Source organism: Vibrio sp. V01_P9A10T6 (assembly GCF_963877065.1).
GTDB lineage: Bacteria > Pseudomonadota > Gammaproteobacteria > Enterobacterales > Vibrionaceae > Vibrio > Vibrio anguillarum.
The window spans coordinates 1-15589 of sequence record NZ_CAWNTB010000154.1 but is presented as its reverse complement, the minus strand read 5'-3'; the positions used below and the strand labels follow the sequence as shown (position 1 = coordinate 15589).

Genomic DNA, 15589 nt, shown 5'->3' with positions numbered 1-15589 from the left:
TAAGAACCGAGAAAGCGGTTGAACTTAAAAATGGAGGCGCAAGTGTAGTAGTAAAGTCAGGCGATGGCGAATGAGATTTTATGCCAAGAAACCGTTTGACCGATTAATAAAACTAATGAAGTGGGGCGATTGAATGGCTTTACCTGACTACAGAAAAATAAGAGAATGCGTTGAGAAATTTTTGCCTGCATGACTGAGCGATGACACATCACTACCAAGACTTGATCTCCCTGTTCAATGACACTTTTTTTGAGCCATTCAATACGCGTTTAGAGCTCGGTGGTGATGAGCCGATTTACTTGCCTGCTGATGCGCAAATCAATCATCACCGCATCATTTTCGCACGGGGATTTTTTGCCTCGGCACTGCACGAAATCGCGCATTGGTGCGTCGCCGGCCCTGAACGGCGATTGATGGAAGATTTTGGCTATTGGTATCAACCAGACGGGCGAACCGCGCAAGTCCAAGCCGAATTTGAAAAAGTAGAGGTTCGCCCTCAAGCGTATGAGTGGATTTTATCGGTCAGTGCTGGCTTTCCTTTTACTGTGAGTTGTGACAACCTACACGGCGATTTTGAACCAGACCGCATCGCCTTTATGACTCAGGTACATCGTGAGGTAGTCGCTATCTTACAGGTTGGGCTTCCACCCCGAGTGAAGATGCTGTCAGATGCATTACGTGCTTTTTATGGTACGACAGAATTAAGGCTAGAGCACTTTATTATCAGGTAACTAGCTAAATAATAAGAGAAAATGAGAGTTGTATGATTATTGGATTTGAAGAAAAACTGCTGGAAATGATTGATGCACGTATTGCGACGGCATCGGACGATGAATTGTTTGCGGGTGGTTATTTGCGAGGTCATATTTCTTTGTCTGCAGCCGCGTGTGAAGATGAAGGAATTGACGATCTATCTCTGTTTAAAGCACGAATTGAGCAAAGCCTAGAGCAAGCGCGCACAGAGCTTACGCCTGCAGACCGCGTGATTGTGTTCGATTTATGGACCGAGCTTCACAACCAAGCTTAAGATGAGCACACTTAACTCATTCGAATTCTTTGAATGAGTCCGTAACATTTTTATGGTTGTTGTTAATTTGTGCGATCGCTATGCTTAAGCCATATTCGAACACACAAGGGCAACACCATGAAAGTCATCGCATTTGGAGCATCAAACAGCTCAACTTCAATCAATAAAGCATTGGCCACTTACACCGCTCACCTCATTGAAGGTGCAGACGTGGTGGTGCTTGATATTAACAACTATACCGTTCCTATGTTTAGCGAAGATCTTGAAAAAGAGCTTGGTCAAGCCGAAGGTGCTCAAGCTTTTCTGCGTGACCTTGCTCAAGCGGATGCGTTTGTTATCTCTTTTGCTGAGCATAATGGTCACTACCCAGCGGCGTACAAAAATTTATTTGACTGGGCAACACGCATTGACCGTGAACTATTCAAAGGTAAACCTGCTGTTTACCTAGCCAGCTCTCCTGGTCCTGGTGGCGCGCAATCGGTTTTGGCGGCGGCAAATAATTCTGCTCCTTATTTTGGTGGTAATGTAAAAGCGTCTGTCTCGGTACCGAGTTTTTATGACAATTTTGACTTGGCCACGGGTCAAGTGACTAACCCAGAAGTGGCGGCACAATTGAAAGACGCGATTGCGAAGCTCGTATAGTTTTCTTGTCTCGTTTTAAGTTCGTCTCACGTTAAGTTTCACGCCTTTTCGCGTGAAAAAGTGAGCATTAAAAAAGCCTTGCTGGATAAGTAAGGCTTTTTTCTATGATGGGTTTTATCGAGGAGTACGTTCGGTGATGGCTTTGCCTTTTTTGAGTTTTCTCACCCACATTCGACTTGGATGAAGCGTTTCGAGTACATCAACAGCAAGTGGTAGCGGATCGCCACTCATTTGTGAAGCCAGCAACTCAGCCATTAATGGCGCAGAACTTAGTCCTCGCGATCCTAGCCCGAGCATGCAGTACAAATGAGGATAGTGAGCCACAGATGGAGTCTGTTGCGGATCTTGGGACGTTAACGGCTGGTAGTCGATCTTGATCTGTTCAAAGTTTCCCACATTCCCGACAAACGGCAAATGATCGCGGCTGACACAGCGAATGCCTTGGCGAGATTGATTGCTAGATGTATCGACTTGCTGTGTCCAGTTTTGGTCGTTAATACAACGGGTTAAGCGTTGTCCATTCTCTTGCTGCGCCGCCGCATCGAATGCTTGGTTGATTTGACTTCGGTCATAGCTTGCGCCAATGCAGTGCTGTTGAGTTTTGGGGTTGTGCGGTGTCATATAGCCGTCGTAACACAACACGCTGCTCAGCTTTTGCAATGTTTCTGAGGTTGGAATATGGCTCACTTGTCCTTTCACTTTGCCAAGTGGCAACGCTTGTGTTTGCTCGAAATGGTCAAATTGATGACCGTTTGCAATGACCACACACTGATGGTGCTTTTCGTTACCATTAATACTTAATGTCCACTGCCGCTGTATTTCATCCCAGCGCAAAGACTCCACCTCGTGATTGAAATAGGCGTTGAATCGCTCACTTTGGCTTAATTGGTCAAACAGGCCTTGTGTCAGTTGAGCAGGGCAAAGCCATCCTCCGAGTGGGTAATGTAAGCTGACCATGTCAGTCGGTAAGCCGACGTTTTGTAACGTTGTTTGTTGATCGCAGTAGTGCATTAGCTGAGGGTTAAATTTCCTTTCAAGCATCGCCATCTGTTTTTGGGTCGATTTTTCATCCCACATCAATTGAGTCACGCCACACCAATCATGATCAAAAGAGACGGTTTGCGCCATTTGCTCGACAAACTGCCGAGCAAACAGAAAAGCGGGCGCAAAAACGCGAGATACACCACTGTGGTTTTTATTCAGTAAGGGATAAACCGCACCTTGTCGGTTACCTGAAGCACCTTGAGCGGCTTTATCATCAGCGCAATATAGGCTGACGTTGATACCGCGACGATTGAGCATTTTAGCTAATGTGGCACTGGCAATGCCACCGCCGATGATCGCTACGTCGGTAACATTGGTCGTCGGCGCAATCGCAAACCAAGGTTTTATATTGCTGTACGGCGTTTTGTGTTCCAGTTGACCAGCAATCATCTCTCTTTTGGTGCCAAAGCCTTTCACTTTTTTCATCGAAAAGCCTGCTTCTATCAATCCGCGTCGTACAAAACCTGCGGCGGTAAAAGTGGCGCACGTGGCTTTGTGTTTCGCCAGTTTGGCCATATTCTCAAACAGCGTTTGATTCCACATTTCAGGGTTTTTACTGGGAGCAAAACCATCCAAAAACCATGCATCTACCACGCCTTGCTCGGTTGTTGGAACTTGCGGCATACACTCTTTGATATCACCGAACCAAAGATCAAGGGTAATGGCGCCATCATCAAGAACAATGCGATGACATTCTGGTACTGCAATCGGGTAGTGTTGTTGAAGCTTTTTCGCATAAGTCGCTAATTCAGGCCACGCTTGGTGCGCTGTTATCAAGTCGTGTTTATTGAGCGGATATTTTTCAAAACTGATAAAATGCAGCGCTTGCAATGGCGCATTTGGGTTTTGTTGCCTAAACGCATCAAATTCTTGCCATACAGCGAGAAAATTTAACCCAGTGCCAAACCCCGTTTCGGCAATGACGAATCGTTTTTGGTCATATTGGTGCCATCTTTGTGGTATATGATTTTGGGAAAGAAACACGTAACGCGTCTCTTCTAGGCCGTTAACGTTGGAAAAGTAAACGTCATCGAATTGGTCGGAAACGGGTGTGCCCGCTTCATTCCAACCCAGTGTTGCGTTGGTTATGCTGGTCATAATGGTGTAATTCTGTGAAATCGGGCGATATATAGCTCGAGATTGTACGAATTTCTGGGAAAGCTGACCACTTTTGTTATTCTTCTTAGTTATTATCTAAGCGAATTTTGAATTATAGGAATGTCACATGAAACGAGTCGTAATCACCGGTATGGGTATTGTTTCAAGTATCGGTAACAACGTCGAAGAAGTTTTAGCGTCTCTAAAAGCAGGCAAATCAGGTATTACTGATTCTGAGCAGTTCAAAGAGAACGGTTTACGCTCTCAAGTGTGGGGTAGCCTGAAAATGAACCCTGCTGACCATATTGATCGCAAACAAATGCGTTTTATGGGTGATGCGGCCGCGTTTGCATACCTATCAATGGAACAAGCGATTGCCGATTCAGGTTTAGCACCAGAGCAGGTCTCTAATGACCGCACTGGTATTGTGGCTGGTTCTGGCGGTGCGTCGTCGTATAACCAAGTTATTGCTGTCGACACATTGCGCACAAAAGGCGTGAAGCGCGTTGGTCCTTACATGGTTCCACGTACTATGTCTTCGACTGTTTCAGCCTGTCTTGCTACGCCATTTAAAATCCGTGGCGTCAACTACACCATGAGCTCCGCTTGTGCGACGTCGGCTCACTGTATTGGTCACGCAATGGAACTTATCCAATTGGGTAAGCAAGATGTTGTGTTTGCAGGTGGTGGTGAAGAGCTCGATTGGTCTTTAACTATGATGTTTGATGCAATGGGTGCGTTGTCAACTAAGTACAACGAAACACCAGAAAAAGCGTCACGTACTTACGATGCTGACCGCGATGGTTTCGTGATTTCAGGTGGCGGCGGCATGGTTGTGGTTGAAGAGCTTGAGCATGCACTGGCTCGCGGCGCAAAAATTTACGGTGAAATCGTCGGTTACGGTGCGACATCCGATGGCTACGACATGGTGGCTCCATCAGGTGAAGGCGCTGTGCGTTGCATGAAGATGGCAATGCAAGCGGTAGATAGTGTGGATTATGTCAATACACATGGTACTTCCACACCTGTCGGTGATGTAAAAGAGTTGGGTGCCATTCAAGAAGTGTTCGCTGGCAACAGCCCAGCTATCTCGGCAACAAAAGCAATGACTGGCCACGCATTGGGTGCGGCAGGTGTGCATGAAGCCATCTACTCTACCTTGATGCTTCACCACGGCTTTATCGCGCCAAGCATCAACATTGACAATTTAGATCCAGCGGCTGATGGCCTTGATATTGTGACCGAAATGCGCGAGCAAGAGCTAACCACTGTGATGTCTAACAGCTTTGGGTTTGGCGGTACGAACGCGACGCTAGTGATCAAAAAGTATCAAGGCTAATGTGCCTACACACCTCTAATAAAAAGGTTTCCAGAGCGGGTCAGCTTAGCTGATCGAACAGACGCAGACTCTGTCCCATGGAGAGCGGGACGGGATCCTTTTGTTCTGGGTTTTTGCCCGGTTTCCGTGAGGAGCCGGGCATTTTTATGGAAAGCGGGATTTCTTCTCGACAGTCTGTGCGCTTTTCTGCACAATTCCTTCAATTTCGAAAATTGTGAACTCCGCTATGAAAATCCTTATTGATGAAAACATGCCTTATGCTGAATCGTTATTTAGCCAGCTTGGTGAGGTGGTGTTGAAACCCGGTAGAAGCTTAACGGCTGATGATCTTATCGACGTTGACGCCTTGATGATTCGTTCTGTTACGAAAGTAAATCAAGCACTATTAGCGAAAGCCAATAAATTAAAGTTTGTTGGTACGGCGACGGCAGGTATGGACCACGTTGATCAAGCGCTTTTGGCTGAAAGAGGCATCTTTTTTACTGCTGCTCCGGGGTGTAATAAGGTGGGAGTGGCTGAGTATGTTTTCAGTGTATTGATGGTGTTAGCACAGCAGCATGGTTTTTCTGCCTTAGAGAAAACCGTTGGCATTATTGGTGCTGGTCAAGTCGGCAGCTATTTAGCCGAGTGTTTAGCGGGGATTGGCATTAATGTGCTGCTCAACGATCCCCCCAAACAAGCACAGGGTGATTGCCGCGAGTTTACTCATCTTGATGTTTTACTTGATAAAGCGGATGTCATTACGCTGCATACACCCATTACTAAAAGTGGTGAATGGCCAACTCATCACTTGATTGATGAAGTTCGACTTGCCCAGTTGCGCAGTGATCAGATTTTGATCAACGCGGCTCGTGGCCCTGTGGTGGATAACCAAGCGCTGAAACAACGCCTACAGAAAAATGATGGTTTTATTGTCGCTTTAGACGTGTTTGAATTTGAACCTGAAGTGGATATGGAGCTGCTGCCTTTGCTCGCCTTTGCGACGCCGCATGTGGCTGGCTATGGGTTAGAAGGTAAAGCCCGAGGCACGACCATGATTTTCAATAGTTTTTGTGAGTATCTTGGCGATGACCATTGCGCGAATGCCAGTAGTTTATTACCCGAGACTCCCATTGCCAAAGTGTATTTATCTCGCGGTTGGGATGAGGAAACATTACACAGTTTAACCCAATTGATTTATGACGTACGCAAAGATGACGCCTTGTTTCGCCGTGAAATTGGCAAACCAGGTGCTTTTGATCAAATGCGTAAACTTTATTGGGATAGAAGAGAATATAGCGCGATGACTGTCGTCGGTAGTGAGTCGTGTGATCTCACTCCCTTAGCTAAATTAGGTTTTAAAACAGAGGTAACAAATGAGCCAAGAATTTAATATCGCTATTTTAGGAGCAACCGGCGCGGTTGGTGAAACCATGCTTGAAGTGCTCAAAGATCGCAAATTCCCCGTTGGTGAACTTTACCTACTTGCCAGTGAGCGTAGTGAAGGTAAATTCTACCGCTTCAATGGTAAGACCATACAAGTACAAAATGTTGAAGATTTCGATTGGTCACAAGTTCAGATTGCACTGTTTTCCGCTGGTGGTGAATTGTCCGCAAAATGGGCTCCTATTGCCACAGAAGAAGGCGTGGTAGTCATCGATAACACCTCACATTTCCGCTATGAGTACGATATCCCACTTGTTGTGCCTGAAGTGAACCCTGAAGCGATTGCGGATTTCCGTAACCGCAATATTATTGCGAACCCAAACTGCTCAACCATCCAAATGTTGGTGGCGTTAAAGCCGATTCACGACGCTGTGGGTATCGAGCGAATTAACGTATCAACTTATCAGTCCGTTTCAGGAGCTGGGAAGTCAGGCATTGATGAGTTGGCGGGACAAACCGCAAGGCTGTTAAACGGTGTTTCGGCCGATCCTGATGTGTTTAGCCAGCAAATTGCGTTTAACTGCATCCCACAAATCGACCAGTTTATGGATAATGGTTACACCAAGGAAGAGATGAAAATGGTGTGGGAAACGCAAAAAATATTCAATGACTCAACCATTATGGTCAACCCAACTTGTGTACGCGTGCCAGTTTTTTACGGCCATGCTGAGTCACTGCATATTGAAACACGCTTACCGATTGATGCTGAGCAAGTTATTGAGTTATTAGAGAAAACTGAAGGTATTGAAGTATTCAGCGGGAATGATTTCCCCACGCAAGTTCGCGATGCGGGAGGGAAGGATACGGTTCTTGTAGGGCGTATTCGCAACGATATCAGTCACCACAGTGGCATTAACATGTGGGTAGTGGCAGATAACGTGAGAAAAGGCGCTGCAACAAATGCGGTACAAATTGCGGAAGTGTTGATTCGAGATTATTTCTAATTAATACCTAGTAAAAAGGAGTGGCTTACCACTCCTTTCTCTCTACACAAAAAAGCCGAGTGATTGATTCACCCGGCTTTTTTATTATCGTCCAGCTCAAGGCTGAGAATGATGGCTATCTTTTTGACTTGTGCGCGTTAGGGTTCTGCTTGCAACTGCCGTCGGCACATTTACCATATAGATAAAGGCTGTGATTGGTGAGCTGTACATTATATTGCTCAGCAATCTCTCTTTGGCGTTGTTCGATCACCTCATCTGAAAACTCAATCACTTCACCACAATCTAAGCACACTAAGTGGTCGTGGTGGTGTTGTGTTGAAAGTTCAAAAACGGATTTTCCACCTTCAAAATGGTGACGAGTGACAATACCCGCATCATCAAATTGGTTTAATACTCGATAAACAGTCGCAAGACCGATTTCTTCACCAAGATCAATCAATTTCTTATACAGTTCTTCAGCGCTGATATGTTGGCATTCAGGCTGCTGTAGCACTTCTAAAATTTTTAGCCTAGGAAGGGTAACTTTAAGACCTGCATCCTTGAGCGCTTGGTTATTATCTGACATACACTTTCCTGTTGATGATCTGCAGCAGTTAACAGAATTCATAATTGCGATCATTATAGGGGAGTCACTGCTAACAATAAACCACGAAGTTCAAAGGGTTACTTTATATTTGTCACAAAGCCGCGCAATATCACTGATATAACAGCTCTTACCAGTTACAATTGCGTAACATTTATTAGTGATTGAGTCGATAGGTTTAAAAGGTGAGCACGGAATGAATCACTCTTTAGCAAGATTTTATAAGCCAAATATTGTTAAGTGGGCGTTAAATAGCTGGCCTCCTTTTTGGGGCGCTGGTATCCACATTGATGAAATTAGTAGCGACTTCCGTCAGGTGAAAATGCGCTTAAAGCTGCGGTGGTGGAACAAAAATGCCAATCGCACTCAGTATGGTGGCAGCATTTTCTCTCTTACTGACCCTGTTTACTCTTTGATGTTAATGGGGATTTTGGGTGAGCAATATTATGTATGGGACAAAGAGGCCAGCATCAACTTTATCAAACCGGGCCATTCTGATTTGTATGCGGAGTTTCTGATAACGCAAGACCAACTGGATTCAATCTTAGTGAGCACGGCCAATGGGGATAAATGCTTTCCGGAATTTGTTATCCATGTTAAGGATACCAAAGGCGAAGTGGTCTCTGAAGTGCAACGTAAATTGTACGTGCGCAAAAAACCTAAATACAGAGAAGAGAGTGATGCAGACAAAATGGTTACTTTTTGTGACCGCTAAGGCTGTTCATTCTGCATTTGGCACAGCTCAATCCAAGCTTCGGCGGTGCGAGAAACGTACCGTTCCGCGTGCCATATTAATCCTAAGTGCCAATCAATACTGGGTGTCATCGGTTTGACTAAGACGCCTTCTCCTTGAATTCGTCGACAAAGTGGTTCGGGTAGAAAAGCAACGCCTACGCCACTTTTGACCAACGCGACTAAAAAATCCCATTGGCTGCTGCGCGCTGCAACTTGTGGTGTAAATCCGTGTTGTAGGCAGAATGAGTGGATGTAGTCACTCAGCGTAAAATCATGGGTATAGAGGTAAAATGGCTCATTTTGTAGTTGCTCCCAACCGATGGCTTCTTGCTGCTTCCAAGGAGATGAATCGGGGAGTACGGCGCAAATGGGGTAACTGTCTAAGGAGAGTGACCGCAGATTGTCAATCGGATGAGGCGAAAGCATGGTCACGGCTACGTCAATTTCGCCATTGAGAATAGCTTGCTCTATTTTACGTCCGCCATACTCAACGATGGTGAGCTCTACATGAGGGTAGGTTTGACGGTATTGGCGGATCAGACCTGCGTAAAGGTGTCCAACCATTGGTGGAATACCGAGATGCAGTTGTCCCCGCTTTACCTGATTGAGATCGACCAATTCGGCTTCTAACTGAGACATCTGCGCTAAGATCTCTAGCGCTCTTTGATAGACAACCTCTCCTGCATCGGTAAGCCAGAAACGTCGACCTTCACGATGTAATAGTGGCTGTTCAATTTCCTGCTCTAGACTGCGGATCATCTTACTGATGGTGGGTTGGGTGACGAACAGTTGCTCGGATGCGCGGGTAAAGCTTTGTTGATTGACCAACTCAACAAAATAGCGCAGTGCTTTAATATCCATAATATCTCCTTTTTATCATTCCATTTTGGCATGAAAATGATAATAAAAAGTCATTTTACGATGGTTTTATGGCTTAATATAATGTGACTAATTTCACAAAACGGCATTAGTCTCATCATGCAAAGAATAAGAAACAGCCAAAGAGTAAAAAACAATCTGCAAACAGTGGTACAAGTTGCTGCGTTATCAATGATCTGGTTTTTGGCGGATTTTCTAGTCAGCACTTTTCATATTCCTTTACCAGCAAATTTAACTGGCATGCTATTGCTGTTAACTTTAGTGATTATGCGAGTTGTAAAAGTTGATTGGCTGCGCAAGGGAGCAACTTGGTTATTGGCGGAAATGCTGTTGTTCTTTGTACCAGCGGTCATTGCGGTCGTTAACTATCAAGAGTTAATGCAACAGCAAGGGTTACGAATTATGGCGGTACTTGTCATCAGTACCATCATGGTCATTGCTATTACTGCTTGGACCGTTGATAAAATGTATCGTTTAGAGCTGATATTAGCGCGTAGAAAAAGCAACCGGGCAATACGCCTAACCAAAGTGGAGCGTTCATCATGAGCTCACTACTTACCACAACGCTGCTTGGTGTATTTTGCTTGCTGTTAACCTTGGCTTTTTACTATGGCAGCAAGTGCCTTTATCAACGTAAACGTTCTATTTTTTTAATGCCGCTGCTATTGGCCCCTATATTGTTAGTGGCTGTTGTGATGATCTTTCACATCCCTTACCAAACCTATATGGCAGAATCTCATTGGTTATTGTGGCTACTTGGTCCGGCGACAGTGGCTTTTGCTATTCCGGTCTATGACAACCGATTGTTGATCAAGCGCCACTGGCTCTCTCTATCCGTGGGAGTGATCGTATCGGTTGTGGTGGCTGTGGGAAGCACGGTTTTGTTGGCTCGTTGGTTTGAATTACCCGATATGCTTCAGCGCAGTTTAGCGATGCGCTCGATTACCACGCCTTTTGCTGTTGAGGCAACGAAGTCAATTAGTGGGCAAAGTGATCTGACTGCTCTGTTTGTGGTACTTACTGGGGTGATAGGCATGGCGGTAGGTGAAGTGGTGTTAGCGTTATTATCCATTCGCTCTGGGCTTGGTAAAGGAGCCAGTCTTGGCGCTTCCGCGCACGGTGCAGGAACGGCAAAAGCGTATCAAATTGGCAATGCTGAAGGGGTAGTGTCGAGTGTGGTGATGATGATTGCGGGTATGGTCACTGTGTTGCTTGCTCCATTTATCGGCCGTCTACTTTGGTAAAGAAAAGAGTGCTGTTGTATACGGGTCAATAAAAAATCCCCTCGCAAGGGGATTTTTTATGTTTAAGAGATTAGCCTTCAAGTTCAGCTAAACACATCTCTTCATAAATCTGCTTAACCCATGTGCTGACGCGCTGTTCAGTCAGCTCTGGTTGACGATCTTCATCGATGCATAAACCAATAAAGTGGCTATTGTCACCTGCAACCAAGGCTTTAGAGGCTTCGAATTCATAACCTTCAGTTGGCCAGTGGCCAATAATCGTTGCACCTTTGCTTTCGATAATGTCACGCACTGTACCCATCGCGTCACAGAAGTATTCAGCGTAGTCTTCTTGATCGCCGCAACCGAAAATAGCAACTAATTTCGTCGAGAAGTCGATCGCTTCTAATTCTGGGAAAAAATCATCCCAATCACACTGCGCTTCGCCGTAGTACCAAGTAGGGATACCCAGTAACAATAAGTCAAAATTATCAATGTCTTCTTTGCTGCTTTTCGCAATATCTTGAACGTGAACGAGCTGCTTACCCAGTTGCTTTTGAATCATTTTCGCAACGGCTTCAGTATTACCGGTATCGCTACCAAAGAAGAGGCCTACACTTGCCATAGAATCATTACCTTTAATTTGTCATTTTCTGGCGGATGAGCGTGTTCTTTACCCCAGTCCGGTGCCTTCCCAACTGAGTTGGATAAGTCCTTTAAGGATAAAGCCAGCACAACCTAAAAACAGAACTAGCCATACAATACGGCGCCCAAATGGCGGTACATTACCTTGCTTAAGGACATCTTTTATTGCCATACCGATAAGGAAAAATATAGACGCAAAAAGAAGATCGAGTCCAATCGACTCAAGCATGTTCATGTAGTCGTACAGCATGGGTATCCTTTATGCCAATTTGCTTGAGCGCACTATAACACTGTTATTCGTCAAAGTTAATGCGCGCATTGGTACCTATTTCACACTTGTTGTTTCACAGTAAAGCGGCTAGCTGCCAATGAACTTCCTGATCGCTCGTAAAACTTCAACGGGCTTTTCTGCGTGTAGCCAGTGCCCTGTGTTGGCGATGACGTGCGCTTTCGCTTGGCTAAACTGCTGCTGGATCATTTCTTGGTGTTCCGGTAGCAGATAATCAGAGTCGCTGCCTTTAACCAATAAGGTTGGAACAGAGCTGCAAGGGATTGGTTCCCAGCCTAAAATATTCCAGTAATTTTTTTCAATGGCGGGAACATTAAAGCGCCAGCTCATTACACCATCTTCTTGTTTAAATAACGATTTACTGAGAAATTGTCGTACGCCTTCTAGCTCAATATGTTGCGCTAAAATGGCCATGACCTCTGCTCGCGAGGTAGGCTGCTGCGCAATAACCGCGTTGAGCCCCGCCAGTACGTTATCATGTTTCCGATGCTGATAGCTGACGGGTGCCATATCTAAAACCACCAGTTTGGCGACTTTGGATGAGGCGATGTCAGCCAGCTTCATGGCAACTTTACCGCCCATTGAATGGCCAATCAGCGTGACAGAATCACAAGCTAACTCTTCGAGTAAACTAGCAACATCGAATGCCATGCTCGCGTAATCATGTTCCTCACTGTGAAATGATTGACCGTGATTACGCAAGTCAATACTCAATACTTGGTGATCGGCTTTTAGGTCTCTTGCAAGTAAACCTAGGTTGTCTAAATTGCCGAATAAACCATGGATCAAAACAACGGTGTGACCTTCACCTTCGAGTTTGTAATTAAGAAGTGCTGACATTTTATCTTATTAGTGATTGGTTTAACGTAGAGTATCAGTGAAGATCTCGCTATAATCCCTCAGAGTTTAAACATTGAGATTGTGAAAAGCGAATGAAAACAATTGAGGTTGATGAGGATCTATACCGTTATATTGCCAGCCAAACCCAACATATTGGAGAAAGCGCGTCGGATATTTTACGCCGTTTGCTCAATGTTGACGGTAAAGTGTCTGCAGCAGCGGTCGTGACGCAAGTAAGTACCGAGCCCAAGGGCATTGTTGTGAGTAAAGATGCCGTACAAGAGATACAGATTGATAGCGTAAAAGAGATGCGTTCTTTGCTCATTTCTGATGAATTTGCGGCTTTGAAAAAAGCAATTGATCGTTTTATGTTGGTGCTTTCAACCTTATACCGTATCGATCCAGTAAGTTTTGCTGAAGCGACCTTAGTGAAAGGACGTAAGCGTGTGTATTTTGCTGACAACGAGCAAACCTTGCTTGCTAGTGGGCAGACAACCAAGCCAAGAGCGATTCCAAACACACCATTTTGGGTCATTACCAATAACAATACTAGCCGCAAACAACAGATGATCGAGCAGCTGATGGTATTGATGAATTTCCCGAGTGACATTATTGAGAAAGTGACGCACTCAATCTGATTTGTGCCCATTCATAGATAAAAATCTGATTCAAGCCTCATACTGCGGACCACTAAGTCCGTATCATGAGGCTTTTTATTTCGTTGTTATTTTAAGAAAGGATGTCAAAAATGGCTATGCACCCACGCGCCGGACAAAAAGCACGGCAGGAAGACTTACATAATATCCCTGCGCTCGTTGCAAACTACTTTTTACTTCAACCTGATGCGGCTAACCCAGACCATAAAGTACAATTTGGTACTTCGGGGCATCGTGGTTGCGCGGATAAATCGACATTTAACGAAAACCACATTCTTGCTATTGCTCAAGCGGTAGCAGAAGTGCGCGCTCAGCAAGGAACCACTGGGCCGATTTTTGTCGGAAAAGACACGCACGCACTCTCTGAGCCTGCTTTTTCTAGTGTACTTGAAGTACTGATCGCTAATGAAATTGAAGTGATCGTTCAACAGGATAATGGCTATACGCCAACGCCGGGTATTTCACACGCAATCTTGACTCATAACTTGAAGCACGCGCAAAAAGCTGATGGCATTGTGATCACGCCTTCTCATAATCCACCACAAGATGGTGGTATTAAATACAATCCTACCCATGGCGGCCCTGCTGAAGGGGAAATCACCCAAGCGATTGAAAACCGAGCCAATGAGATCATTGCAGAAGGTATGCAAGGCGTGAAGCGTCTGCCTATTATGTCGGCAAAGCAATCGCCGCTGTTTAAACAAGTTGATCTTGTAAAACCTTATATTGATGACTTAGTGAATGTGATTGATATGGAGGCCATCCAAAAAGCCAATCTAAAACTGGGTGTTGATCCGCTCGGTGGCAGTGGTATTGATTATTGGCGTCAAATTGGCAAAGCGTATCAGCTTGATTTAACACTGGTGAGCGAAGCGGTGGATCCGACATTCCAATTTATGTCACTCGATAAAGATGGTGTAGTGCGTATGGACTGTTCTTCTCCTTATGCAATGGCGGGGTTATTAGCGTTAAAAGATCAGTATGATCTCGCGTTTGGTAATGACCCTGACTACGACCGCCACGGCATTGTCACTCCGAAAGGTTTGATGAATCCAAACCATTTCTTAGCCGTATGCATCGATTATCTGTATCGTCACCGCAAACAATGGCGTAAAGAAGTGGCTGTTGGTAAAACGTTAGTATCAAGTGCATTGATTGACCGTGTGGTCGCCGATCTTGGCCGTGAGCTGTGTGAAGTACCTGTCGGCTTTAAGTGGTTTGTTGATGGCTTATACAGTGGTCACTTCGGTTTTGGTGGTGAAGAGAGCGCAGGTGCGTCATTCCTGCGTAAAGACGGAACGCCTTGGTCAACGGATAAAGACGGTATTATCCTTTGCTTACTGGCGGCAGAAATCACCGCTGTCACAGGTAAAAATCCGCAGCAATATTATGAAGATCTGGCCGCGAAACATGGAGAGTCTAAATATAGTCGTATTCAAGCTGTCGCAAATGGCCCGCAAAAAGCAGTGCTGAGCAAATTATCGCCAGAGATGGTCTCTGCGCAAACATTAGCAGGAGATGAGATCACAGCCCGCTTGACGCATGCTCCCGGCAATGGCGCAGCCATCGGTGGATTAAAAGTGACCACTGATTATGGCTGGTTTGCTGCTCGTCCATCAGGCACAGAAGATATTTATAAGATCTATTGTGAAAGTTTTAAGGGCGATGAGCACCTCAAGCAAATCGAAGCGGAAGCGCAACAGATTGTTAATCAAGTCTTTGCCGACGCTGGTTTGTAAGCAAACTTATCAATTAGAATAGGCGGCCAGAAGCCGCCTGTTTTATATTTAGTCGTCTACTATCTTGGTTAAAGCTGAGGCCAACTGTCTGGAACGATGAACCAGAACTTTCCGCTGTCACTTTGGCAATGCACAAAACCATGCTCTTCATTTGCTGTGTAACGCGCGCAGTTTTTACCTTTTCCGCTAATCCATTGAGGCTTTTCCAGTAAGAATAACGCTTCATCTATTTGATGTGACTGGCTTTGATAACACCAAAAACCAGCAATTTGTGACGGGTTGAGTTTATAACCTAGGCATTCACTAGGAACAGGCTCATCGTGAAAAGGGTTTACATATAAGCGCCCTTGCATCAGTAAATGACGGCTAACGTCACGCCAAAGTGGGTAAGCCGCACTAAATTGGGCTGATTGGGAAAGGGTCAATTGGTGGTTCAGCATATGTTCAAGTTTGAGATCTAATCGATCTTGAGCATTGGGAC

At 45.2% G+C, this 15589-nt stretch carries 18 protein-coding genes; 11 read left to right on the top strand and 7 right to left on the bottom strand.

Features of this window, described 5'->3' with window-relative positions:
* Window positions 1-200 precede the first annotated feature (200 nt).
* The 3 genes from AACQ21_RS10115 to AACQ21_RS10105 all read left to right on the top strand — a co-directional run bounded on the left by AACQ21_RS10115 (window position 201) and on the right by AACQ21_RS10105 (window position 1669).
* On the top strand, window positions 201-731 hold the full coding sequence (locus AACQ21_RS10115; protein ID WP_088729041.1) for an elongation factor P hydroxylase: 531 nt from the start codon (window positions 201-203) through the stop codon (window positions 729-731).
* Between the two features lie 32 nt (window positions 732-763).
* Window positions 764-1027, top strand: a complete 264-nt coding sequence (locus tag AACQ21_RS10110; RefSeq protein WP_013856329.1) for a YfcL family protein — start codon at window positions 764-766, stop codon at window positions 1025-1027.
* A 117-nt stretch (window positions 1028-1144) separates the two neighbouring features.
* A complete protein-coding gene (locus AACQ21_RS10105) occupies window positions 1145-1669 on the top strand; it encodes an NADPH-dependent FMN reductase (RefSeq protein WP_026028358.1) in 525 nt (174 codons plus the stop codon).
* A 114-nt stretch (window positions 1670-1783) separates the two neighbouring features.
* Here the strand turns inward: AACQ21_RS10105 and mnmC are convergent, their stop codons facing one another.
* Window positions 1784-3811, bottom strand: coding sequence for a bifunctional tRNA (5-methylaminomethyl-2-thiouridine)(34)-methyltransferase MnmD/FAD-dependent 5-carboxymethylaminomethyl-2-thiouridine(34) oxidoreductase MnmC (gene mnmC, locus AACQ21_RS10100; protein ID WP_105977386.1), 2028 nt, complete (start codon window positions 3809-3811; stop codon window positions 1784-1786).
* A gap of 127 nt (window positions 3812-3938) precedes the next feature.
* Here mnmC and fabB point away from each other — a divergent pair, with 127 nt between their 5' ends.
* The 3 genes from fabB to AACQ21_RS10085 all read left to right on the top strand — a co-directional run bounded on the left by fabB (window position 3939) and on the right by AACQ21_RS10085 (window position 7519).
* Window positions 3939-5150: a beta-ketoacyl-ACP synthase I gene (fabB, locus tag AACQ21_RS10095; RefSeq protein ID WP_105977385.1), complete on the top strand. Its 1212-nt coding sequence runs from the start codon at window positions 3939-3941 to the stop codon at window positions 5148-5150.
* A 226-nt stretch (window positions 5151-5376) separates the two neighbouring features.
* Entirely contained in the window at window positions 5377-6522 is a 1146-nt protein-coding gene (locus tag AACQ21_RS10090; protein WP_105977384.1) for a 4-phosphoerythronate dehydrogenase, read from the top strand.
* Window positions 6506-7519, top strand: a complete 1014-nt coding sequence (locus AACQ21_RS10085; RefSeq protein WP_013856334.1) for an aspartate-semialdehyde dehydrogenase — start codon at window positions 6506-6508, stop codon at window positions 7517-7519. The genes AACQ21_RS10090 and AACQ21_RS10085 overlap by 17 nt, the downstream gene beginning before the upstream one ends.
* A 115-nt stretch (window positions 7520-7634) precedes the next feature.
* Here the strand turns inward: AACQ21_RS10085 and fcrX are convergent, their stop codons facing one another.
* Entirely contained in the window at window positions 7635-8084 is a 450-nt protein-coding gene (fcrX, locus tag AACQ21_RS10080; RefSeq protein ID WP_010318689.1) for a ferric iron uptake transcriptional regulator FcrX, read from the bottom strand.
* 214 nt (window positions 8085-8298) lie between these two features.
* On the opposite strand from fcrX, the gene AACQ21_RS10075 reads away from it, so the two are divergent.
* The gene (locus tag AACQ21_RS10075; RefSeq protein ID WP_105977383.1) at window positions 8299-8817 is read left to right on the top strand and encodes a DUF4442 domain-containing protein; all 519 of its coding nucleotides are present in this window, start codon (window positions 8299-8301) and stop codon (window positions 8815-8817) included.
* Here AACQ21_RS10075 and AACQ21_RS10070 read toward each other — a convergent pair.
* A complete protein-coding gene (locus tag AACQ21_RS10070) occupies window positions 8814-9698 on the bottom strand; it encodes a LysR family transcriptional regulator (protein ID WP_026028359.1) in 885 nt (294 codons plus the stop codon). The genes AACQ21_RS10075 and AACQ21_RS10070 overlap by 4 nt on opposite strands.
* A gap of 117 nt (window positions 9699-9815) precedes the next feature.
* On the opposite strand from AACQ21_RS10070, the gene AACQ21_RS10065 reads away from it, so the two are divergent.
* On the top strand, window positions 9816-10262 hold the full coding sequence (locus AACQ21_RS10065; RefSeq protein WP_017042726.1) for a CidA/LrgA family protein: 447 nt from the start codon (window positions 9816-9818) through the stop codon (window positions 10260-10262).
* Entirely contained in the window at window positions 10259-10960 is a 702-nt protein-coding gene (locus tag AACQ21_RS10060) for an LrgB family protein (protein WP_105977382.1), read from the top strand. Before AACQ21_RS10065 ends, AACQ21_RS10060 begins: the two co-directional genes overlap by 4 nt.
* Before the next feature lie 70 nt (window positions 10961-11030).
* Here AACQ21_RS10060 and fldA read toward each other — a convergent pair whose 3' ends face one another.
* The 3 genes from fldA to AACQ21_RS10045 all read right to left on the bottom strand — a co-directional run bounded on the left by fldA (window position 11031) and on the right by AACQ21_RS10045 (window position 12713).
* Window positions 11031-11564, bottom strand: coding sequence for a flavodoxin FldA (gene fldA / locus AACQ21_RS10055; RefSeq protein WP_013856340.1), 534 nt, complete (start codon window positions 11562-11564; stop codon window positions 11031-11033).
* A 48-nt stretch (window positions 11565-11612) separates the two neighbouring features.
* Window positions 11613-11834 carry a DUF2788 domain-containing protein gene (locus AACQ21_RS10050; RefSeq protein ID WP_010318683.1) on the bottom strand — a complete coding sequence of 74 codons (222 nt, stop codon included), beginning with the start codon at window positions 11832-11834 and terminating at the stop codon, window positions 11613-11615.
* 108 nt (window positions 11835-11942) lie between these two features.
* Window positions 11943-12713 carry an alpha/beta fold hydrolase gene (locus AACQ21_RS10045; protein ID WP_013856341.1) on the bottom strand — a complete coding sequence of 257 codons (771 nt, stop codon included), beginning with the start codon at window positions 12711-12713 and terminating at the stop codon, window positions 11943-11945.
* Window positions 12714-12805: 92 nt separating this feature from the next.
* Between AACQ21_RS10045 and seqA the strand changes: the two genes are divergently transcribed.
* Together seqA and pgm are read left to right on the top strand one after the other, a co-directional pair.
* Window positions 12806-13351 (top strand): replication initiation negative regulator SeqA, encoded by a 546-nt coding sequence (gene seqA / locus AACQ21_RS10040; RefSeq protein WP_010318681.1) that lies wholly within the window; start codon window positions 12806-12808, stop codon window positions 13349-13351.
* 110 nt (window positions 13352-13461) lie between these two features.
* Window positions 13462-15108 (top strand): phosphoglucomutase (alpha-D-glucose-1,6-bisphosphate-dependent), encoded by a 1647-nt coding sequence (pgm, locus tag AACQ21_RS10035; RefSeq protein ID WP_026028060.1) that lies wholly within the window; start codon window positions 13462-13464, stop codon window positions 15106-15108.
* 68 nt (window positions 15109-15176) lie between these two features.
* Here pgm and AACQ21_RS10030 read toward each other — a convergent pair.
* On the bottom strand, window positions 15177-15589 hold a 413-nt coding region (locus tag AACQ21_RS10030), incomplete at its 5' end, for a DUF1853 family protein (protein WP_146127552.1).